Below are 8403 nucleotides of genomic sequence, written 5' to 3'. Positions count from 1 at the left end.
CCCTCGATGCCCTCGGCGCCCTCCCTGTCCCCGACGCCCGGGCCCAGGTCGACGAGGGTGACGCCGTCGACCGCGGCCACCTGCTCGGCGAGGCCGACCGTCTCGTGCCGGCGCCGCACCCAGTGCTCCGGATCGTCCGGGCGGGCGCCGATGACCGGAACGAGCGGCGGGCGGTACGTCAGGCTGCGTGTCGTCTCCGCGAACTCCTCCGGCCCACGGGCGGCGAGCAGCCTCGCCGCGTCGGGCAGGGACAGGACGCCGGCCACGTGAGCCGCCGCGATCTGCCCGGCGCCGTGCCCGATCAGCGCGTCCGGGCGGTACCCCCAGGACTCCAGCAGGCGGAACAGCGCCACCTCGTGGGCGAACAGGGCCGCCCCGGCGAGGTCCGTCCGGTGCGCCGGGTCCGGTGTCGTGTTCAGCACCGGATCCAGCTGGGCGCGCACCTCCTCGAACGCGGCGGCGAACACCGGGTACTCGGCCGCCAGGTCCCGGGTCGTCCCGCGCCGCCGCGCCCCCTGCCCGGGGAACAGGAACGCCACGCGCAGCTGCTCGTACTCCTCGACGATCACATGCGCGTTGGTCCCCGAGATCCCGAAGGCCGACACCGCGGCCCGGCGCGGACGGTTCTGCGTCGGCCGGGACGCCGACCGGGACGCCGATCGGCCCACCGAGCGGGACGCCGGCCGGCCCGTCGGCCAGGGCGTCGGCTCGGTGACCAGCCGGACGGCCCCGGCGGACCAGTCGACGTGCGGGCTGGGCTCGTCGACGTGCAGCGTGGCGGGCACGGTGCGGTGCCGCATCGCCATCACGGTCTTGATCACGCCGGCGACCCCGGCCGCCGCCTGGGTGTGCCCGAGGTTGGACTTGACCGTACCGACCAGGAGCGGCGCCGACCGGTCCCGGTCCTGGCCGTAGGTGGCGAGCAGCGCGGCCGCCTCGATCGGGTCGCCCAGGGCGGTGCCGGTTCCGTGGGCCTCGACCACGTCCACGTCGGCGCCGGTCAGCCCGGCATCGGCCAGCGCCTGCTGGATCACGGCCGCCTGCGCGGGGCCGCTGGGCGCCGTGAGGCCGTTCGACGCCCCGTCCTGGTTGACCGCGGAGCCGCGCAGCAGGGCCAGGATCGGGTGACCGTTGCGCAGCGCGTCGGACACCCGCTCCAGGACCAGCAGTCCCACCCCCTCCGACCAGGCGGTGCCGTCGGCGGCGGCGGAGAACGGCTTGACCCGTCCGTCCGGGGCCAGGCCGCGCTGCCGGCTGAACACGACGAAGCTGTCCGGCGTGGCCATGACGGTCGCGCCGCCCGCCAGGGCCAGGTCGCACCGGCCGTCGCGCAGGGAGTCCGCCGCGAGGTGCATGGCGACCAGCGAGGAGGAGCAGGCGGTGTCCAGGGTGAGCGCCGGGCCGTGCAGGCCCAGGTTGTAGGCGATCCGCCCCGAGGCCACGCTGCCCGCGGCGCCCAGGGCGAGCTGGGCCTGGAGCTGGTGGGCGCTGCCCCGGAAGCGGCCGGCGTAGTCGTTGTACATCAGGCCGACGAAGACGCCGGTGTTGCTGCCGCGCAGCGATTCGGGCGCGATGCCCGTCCGTTCGAACGCCTCCCAGGCCGTCTCCAGCAGCAGTCGCTGCTGCGGGTCGGTGGCCAGGGCCTCGCGCGGCGACATGCGGAAGAACGCCGCGTCGAAGTCGGCCGCGTCCTTGAGGAAGCCGCCGCGGGTGACGTAGCTGGTGCCGATGTGGTCGGGGTCGGGGTGGAACAGGTCGTCCAGGGGCCAGCCCCGGTCGGTGGGGAACTCCGTGATCGTGTCCCGGCCGGCGGCGACCACGCGCCAGAGGTCCTCGGGGCTGCTGATCCCGCCGGGGTAGCGGCAGGCCATGCCCACGATCGCGACCGGCTCGGTGGCCGTGGCCCTGCGGGCGGGCGGTGGCGGGCCGGCGGCCGCGCCCGTGAGGTAGTCGGCCACCGCGCGGGGCGTGGGGTGGTCGAACACCAGGGACGGCGGCAGGGCGACGCCCAGGTCCGCACCCAGCCGGTCCCGCAGTCGTACGGTGCCGAGCGAGTCCAGACCGGCTTCGGCGAACGGCTGGTCCGCCCCGGGTGGCCGGCCGGTGATCCCCGCGGTCTCCCGTCGGACCACGTCGAGCAGGTACTGGTGGCGGAGCCGCCGCCGCGCCGGTTTGCCCGAGGAGGTCTGCGGGATCCGGCTGACGGCGCGGATCTCCTGCGGCACCCGGTGCGGTGGCAGCAGGCCGCGGCAGAAGGCCAGGAGCGCCGCCGGATCGGCGTCACCCACCACGTAGGCGACCGGCACCTCGCCGAGCACCGCGTCGGGCTCTCCCGCCACGGCCACGTCCCGGACGCCGGGGCAGCGGGCCACGATCTGCTCGATCTCGGCCGGGTGGACGTTCTCGCCGCCCCGGATGATCACGTCGCTCGCCCGCCCGGTCACCACCAGCCGGCCGTCCTCCTCGTGGCCGAGGTCCCCGGTCGCGTGCCACCCGTCGGCGCCGGGCATCCGCAACCGGAGCTCACCGTCGACGAACCGGGTGTCGATTCCGGGCAGCACGACGCCGTCGACGGCGATCTTTCCGGACGCCTCGGTGCTGCCGTAGCCGTCGTGCAGCTCACGCCCGAACGTCCGGCGGAACCGGGCCCGCAGCTCCTCCGGCAGCGGGGCGCCGGCGGACAGGCAGCGCGGCGGCAGCGGCGCCCCGGCGTCCAGGAGCTGGGTGAAGACCGTCGGGACGCCGCCCAGGGCCGTGAACGGCGTCCGGCGCAGCAGGGCGGCCGCCCGGTCCGCGGTGAAACGGTCCATCACGTAGGCGCTCGCGCCCAGGGCCAGCACGCCCACCACGCACATCGAGTGCCCGAACGCGTGGAACAGCGGCAGCGGCCAGAGCAGGTGGTCGTCGCCGGACATGCCCAGCAGTCCCCGGTAGGCGAGATCGGCCGACCGCAGCCAGGGCCCCTGCGCCGACAGCACGCCCTTCGGGTCCCCGCCGGTCCCCGACGTGTAGTGCAGCCAGGCGGGCTCGTCCGCTCCGAGGTCGTCCCGTGGCGGCGTACGGGTGGCCCCGAGCAGCTCGTCGACGGTCACCACCCGGGCTCCGGCCACCCGCCGGACCCGCGCCAGGTGCTCGCGGTCGGTGACCACCACCTCGGCGCCGCTGTCCTCCACCCGGAACCGGAGGTCGTCCTCGCCGCTTCGCGGGTCGAGCAGGACGCCGACGGCGGCCGCGCGGGCGACGCCGAGGGTGGCCGCGACGGCGGGCACCCCGCCGGACAGGCACAGCGCCACCCGGCCGCCGCGACCGACCCGCAGGTTGCCGGCCACCCGGGCGGTGCGGCGGGCGAGTTCGCCGTAGTCCACCGTGCCGTCGGCATCGGCGAAGGCGGCCCTGGCCCCGCGCTCCGCTGCGTGACGGAGGATCAGTTCATGCACCTTGCACCCCTGCGGTCGGTCACGTGGCCACTCCGTCACGCGGTAACCCGGTGACGCGCCAACGGTGTTCACCGTAGCGAATTCGGAGCCCCGGTCACTGCGCACACCGAGCCCGTGTCTCCCGGCGACCACCACGACGAGTTGCGGGACGGCGAAGCCGCCGGGCCCGCTGCCCGATCAGGCCCGCAGGCCGGCGAGTTCGGCCGCGACCGACGGCGCCTCCCGGGCGCCGAGGCTCTCGTACACCGCCAAGGCCTCGCGCAGGCGTCTCTCGGCCGCGTCGACCCGACCCAGGTCGCGCTCGCACCGGCCGGCGCCGAGCAGGGCCGCGCCCGTCTGGCGCGGGTTTCCCAGTTCGCGGGCCAGTGCCAGGGCCGACTCGTGGTCGGCCAGCGCGGACGCGGGGTGCGACGGACGCCGCAGTCCGCCCCGGGCGTTGAGGGTCTGCGCCTCGCCGTGCCGGTCGCCGATGGCCCGCGCCAGGTCGAGCGCGTCGTCGAGGTCGCGGGCCGCGAGTTCGCGCTCGCCCGAGGCCAGTCGGACCTCGGCCCGGGTCCGGAGGGTGTTCCCCTGCCCTCGCCGGTCGCCCAGTTCCTCCGCGATGAGCAGGGAGCCCTCCGCCGCGGTGCCGGCCGGGAAGAGTTCGCCCTGGAGCCGGTGGGCCGCGCTGAGGTGGCGCAGCGCGTGCGACTGGGCCCGCCGGTCGCCCAGTTCCCGGGCGAGGTCCAAGGCCTCCTGGTGCGCCCGGGCGGCGGCGGCCGGATTGCCCATGGACCGGTGCACCGCCCCCAGGTAGTTGAGGCTGTAGACCTGGCCGCGGCGGTCGCCCAGCTCGCGCGCGATCTGCAGTGCCTCGTTCTGCAGGTCGAGCGCCTCGTCGGCCCGGCCGGTCAACGACCGCAGCACGCCGAGGGCGTGGATGATGTAGGTGCTGCCGCGGCGGTCGCGGATCCCGCGGGAGAGCGCGAGGGCCTGTTCGACGAGGCGGGTCCCGGAGTCGTAGCGGCCGGTCTGGCGGTGAACGATCCCGAGGTTGGCGAGGGCCACGGCCTCGCCCCGCCGGTCGCCGAGGTCGTGGAAGAGTTCGGCGGAGCGGGCGAGTTCCGCCGTGGCCTCGTCGTAGCGGCCGACCAGGCGGTGGGCCACGCCGAGGTAGTTGAGGGCGCTGGCCTCGCCCGCGCGGTCCCCGTTCTCGCGGAAGATCGGCACGGCCTCGTCGTGGGCGGCGATGGTGGCCGGGTAGTCGCCGGTCTGACCGTGGACCGCGCCGAGGTCGTTCAGCACCCGCGCTTCGAGCCGGCGGTCGCCCACGACCTGGGCGACCGCCGTCGCGGCGCGCAGTTCGTCCGCCGCGCCCCGGTAGTCGCCGCCCAGCCGCCGCACCAGGGCGAGGTTGGTGAGGGCCTCGATCTGGAGGGTCGGCTGTGCCGACTGCCGGGCGCACTCGGCCGCCGCCGAGTGCAGGGCGACGGCCTGGTCCCAGGGACCGACGAACCGCAGGAACCCGCTGAGCGCCCGGGCCAGGACGACGACGCGCTCGGGGTGGCCGTGGTCGGCGCAGTACCGGGCGCAGGCCAGCAGGTTCGCGATCTCGGTGTCCAGCCAGTCCCGGGCCGCCTGGGCCTCGCGGACCGCGTCCGCGCCCCCGGGCGCCGCTCCGGGCGCGATGGCGGCGCCGGCGGCCACGGCGCGTTCCTCCAGGAACGCGAACAGCCGCTCCCGTGCCGCGTCCCGGTCGGCCGGGTCGTCCTCGTCGGTGAGCAGGCCCGCGTACTCCCGGACGAGGTCGTGCATCCGGTAGCGGCCGGGCGCGGACTCGATGAGCATGTGGTCGTCGTACAGGTACTCCAGTTCGTCGGCCGCGTCGTCGGGGTCGCTGCCGTGCAGTGCGGCGGCGATCTCGGCGTCGCACTCGGTGCCCGGGTTCAGGCTGAGCCGGCGGAAGAGTGTCTGGCGGTCCTCGGGCAGTTCCCGGTAGGAGAGTTCGAACGCCGCCGCGACGGCCACGTTGCCGGCGCGCAGCCGGGAGAGCCGCCGTCTGGCCCTGCCCAGGTCGGCGGCGAGGTGGGCGAAGGACCAGCTGGGGTGGTTGCGCAGGCGGCCGGCGACCAGGCCGACCGCCAGCGGCAGCCGGCCGCAATGTTCGACGACAGCCGCCGCGGCGGCGGCCTCCGCCCCCTCCGCCGTCCGTCCCGAGCGCCCACAGAGCATCTCGACGGCCGTCGACTCGTCCAGGATGTCGAGGGACAGCACCACCGTGTCCGGCAGCGCCGCGAGCCGGCGCCGGCTGGTGATCAGCACCAGGGACTCGGCCGCGTTGGGCAGCAGCGGCTCGACCTGACGGTGGTCGACCGCGTCGTCGAGGACGAGCAGGACGCGCTTCGAGGCCATCCTGTCCCGCCACAGGACGGCCCGGGCGTCGATTGTGGACTGGCGGTCGGGGCCGCCGGGGATCAGCTCGGGCGACACGCCGCTGGCCGACAGCAGGGCGACCAGCCCATCGGCCGGATCCACCGGGGACTGTCCGGGGGTGTGCCCGTGCAGGGGCAGGAACAGCTGTCCGTCCGGGAAGCGGTCGGCCAGCCGGTGGCCGAGGTGGACGGCGAGCGCGGTCTTGCCGACGCCCGGCATGCCGCCGATGGCGTGGATGTCGATGACCCTCCCGGCGCCGCTCGCCCCGATGACCGCGTTGCTCAGCCGGGCGAGTTCGCGGTCCCGGCCGACGAAGGCGGAGAGGTCTCGGGGAAGGGTTCGCATGGCTGCCGCCAGTGTCGATCGGATGGCTGACGAATGGTCAGTACCCGAATACGATGACACGTTGATGTCGGCCAGGCCATGTCGGCGAAGGATTTCGGCCACGGCGGCGTCCGCCAGAACGGCGTCGACCGGAACAGCGGCCAGCCGGTCCGAGTAGCGCAGCGGGTCCACCACGACCACGGCGAGCAGGGCCGACGGGGCGCCGTCGCGGGCCACGGTGCAGACCGGCCCGCCCGAGATGCCCGCCCAGCCCGACCGTCCGTCCCTCGTCCGGATCGGCGCGGACGCCACGGTGAGCTGGAGCCGTCCGGAGCGGGCCCCGCTGAGCGGGTTCACCGTCGCGAGCACCTGGTCCACGTCCCGCCGGCGGCCCGCCATCGCGTCGGGGAAACCGCCGACCTGCACCCGGTGGCCGGGCTCGACGTCCGCGATCCGTGCCCACACGACCGGAACCGGCGCCGACGGCGGCACCCACCGCGGGTCGACGATCTCCAGCAGCGCCGCGTCGACGCCCTCCTCCGGCCCGTCGTAGCGGATCCACCGCGTCCGGGCCCGTACCGGCCGTTCGCCGTCCAGGGCCTGCACCCGGGGCTCGGCGGTGAAGACCTCACCCGACCTCAGGACGTGGGCGGCGGTCAGCACCAGCCGGTCGGCGACCAGATAGCCGCTCCCCCTGGACTGTTCGGACAGCACCTCGACGACCCGGCAGCGATCCATTCAGCAAGCCCCCGACTCTCCGGCGCGTCACCCGAGTTCGGGGTCGGTCCAGCGGGAGGCGACCTCCGCTGCCCGGCCGGTCGCGGTGTCGGTCGGCTGGAGCACGAGCTTGATCCGCTGACCCGAACCGTGGGCCAGCTCCCCCTTCGCCCCGGCCGACACGATGCCCCAGCGCAGGCCCCCGTCCGCCGACCCGGTCCGCTTGAGCTCCACCTGGAACTCCAGCTCGATCTGGCCCAGTTCGAACCGGAGCCGCTTCCCCTCGCCCTCGGCTGTCGCCGCATCCAGTTCGGCGCGCAACTGCTGGATCGCTTCGGCAAGACCGGTCCACGCCGCGTCCACGTTCCTCCCCCGATGCAGAACGTTCCTCCGGCCGGCCTTCACCGCCCGGTCGAGTGATACCCGTCACCGTCCGGTCGCAACACACAACTGCCGTACTGTACGGAGTTTTTGACATCGGTTCACGCCACCGCGCGCTCCCGCCCCCGGCGCGCGACGGGGGCGGGGCGGCCAGGCCCCCCGGAGTTCGACGTCGCCGACGTCACGGGGCAGGTGAGGGGCGGCCGACGGCTGACGGCCGGGGTGCGCCGGCGCTGGGAGCGGGCCCGGTCAGCCGTTCCAGGAGCCTGCCGTGGTGGTCGTCCGGGCGGGGGCGGTCGTCCCGCTCGTCCCGCTCGTCCCGCTCGTGCCGGTGACCCGGCTGCCCGGAGCGGCGGCGGGCCGCAGGAAGTCCGACCCGGCGCCCGAGGTGGTCGCCCGCACGCCCGGCGACGAGCTGCCCGAGCTGCCCGAGCTGCCCGAGCTGCCGCTCGTCGTCCCGGCCGAGGTACGCGGCGCCGGGGCCGGGACCGCCGGAGCGAGGTGCGCCGCGCCGGTCCGGCGCGCGGCCGGGGCGGCGGGGGCGATCGACGGGTCGTCGCCGGCCGGCGCGACCCGCTCGATCCGCAGCACCAGGTTGCGGTCCTGTCGGTCGCCGGCCAGGTCGCGGTTGCGGCTGTGCACGACCTGCGTCAGCACGCCCCGGATCTCCTGCCACCGGCCCTGCACCGCACGGATGTTGGGGCACCACTCGCCCTGGTCCCGGTGCTCCAGGTCGAGCTGCCAGCGCTCCGCCTCGACGTGGTGGACGGCTCCGACCTCGCCCGGGATCTCCACCGGAGCGGCGCCCCGGACGGTCACCACCGCCCGCTGCGGAAGCCGTCCCTCCACCGCCGTCACCGTGATCCGGCTCGACCCCTGGTACCAGGCCATCGCTGTCCTCCCTCGTCCGTGCTCCGGGCCGGCTGCCGACCGTCCCCAGCCGATAGCACGGACAGCGCACCCTCCGGGGTTCGATCCGCCCGCGTCCGGTCTGAACCCGGCGGCCCGCGCCTTCCGTTCAGCGGGACGGATCCCGGCCGGCAGACCGCGGCGGACGGCGCCGGTCGCCCGGGGAGCAGCGCCTCACGCGGGCGGTGCGCCGTCCGGTGCACCGTCCGAGGGGCCCTCACCC

At 75.6% G+C, this 8403-nt stretch carries 4 protein-coding genes; all 4 read right to left on the bottom strand.

Going from position 1 to position 8403, the window contains the following annotated elements:
- The coding region (locus ACIQOV_RS15370; RefSeq protein ID WP_401048792.1) for a beta-ketoacyl synthase N-terminal-like domain-containing protein at positions 1–3437 on the bottom strand (3437 nt) is incomplete at its 3' end.
- Between the two features lie 177 nt (positions 3438–3614).
- Positions 3615–6911, bottom strand: a complete 3297-nt coding sequence (locus ACIQOV_RS15365; protein ID WP_401048790.1) for a tetratricopeptide repeat protein — start codon at positions 6909–6911, stop codon at positions 3615–3617.
- 27 nt (positions 6912–6938) lie between these two features.
- Positions 6939–7253: a trypco2 family protein gene (locus ACIQOV_RS15360; RefSeq protein WP_401048788.1), complete on the bottom strand. Its 315-nt coding sequence runs from the start codon at positions 7251–7253 to the stop codon at positions 6939–6941.
- Positions 7254–7520: 267 nt separating this feature from the next.
- Positions 7521–8162, bottom strand: coding sequence for a hypothetical protein (locus ACIQOV_RS15355; RefSeq protein ID WP_401048786.1), 642 nt, complete (start codon positions 8160–8162; stop codon positions 7521–7523).
- Positions 8163–8403 lie beyond the last annotated feature (241 nt).

Origin of the sequence: Kitasatospora sp. NPDC091257 (assembly GCF_044757675.1) — a bacterium.
GTDB classification, from domain to species: Bacteria; Actinomycetota; Actinomycetes; order Streptomycetales; family Streptomycetaceae; genus Kitasatospora; species Kitasatospora lactacystinica.
Note: the sequence above shows the minus strand (reverse complement) of the source record. Positions and strands in the feature narration are given on the sequence as shown.

Coding starts and splice junctions, on each gene's coding strand:
- ACIQOV_RS15365 (WP_401048790.1), bottom strand. CDS start 6,911: ATGGATCGCTGCCGGGTCGTCGAGGTGCTGTCCGAACAGTCCAGGGGG.
- ACIQOV_RS15355 (WP_401048786.1), bottom strand. CDS start 8,162: ATGGCCTGGTACCAGGGGTCGAGCCGGATCACGGTGACGGCGGTGGAG.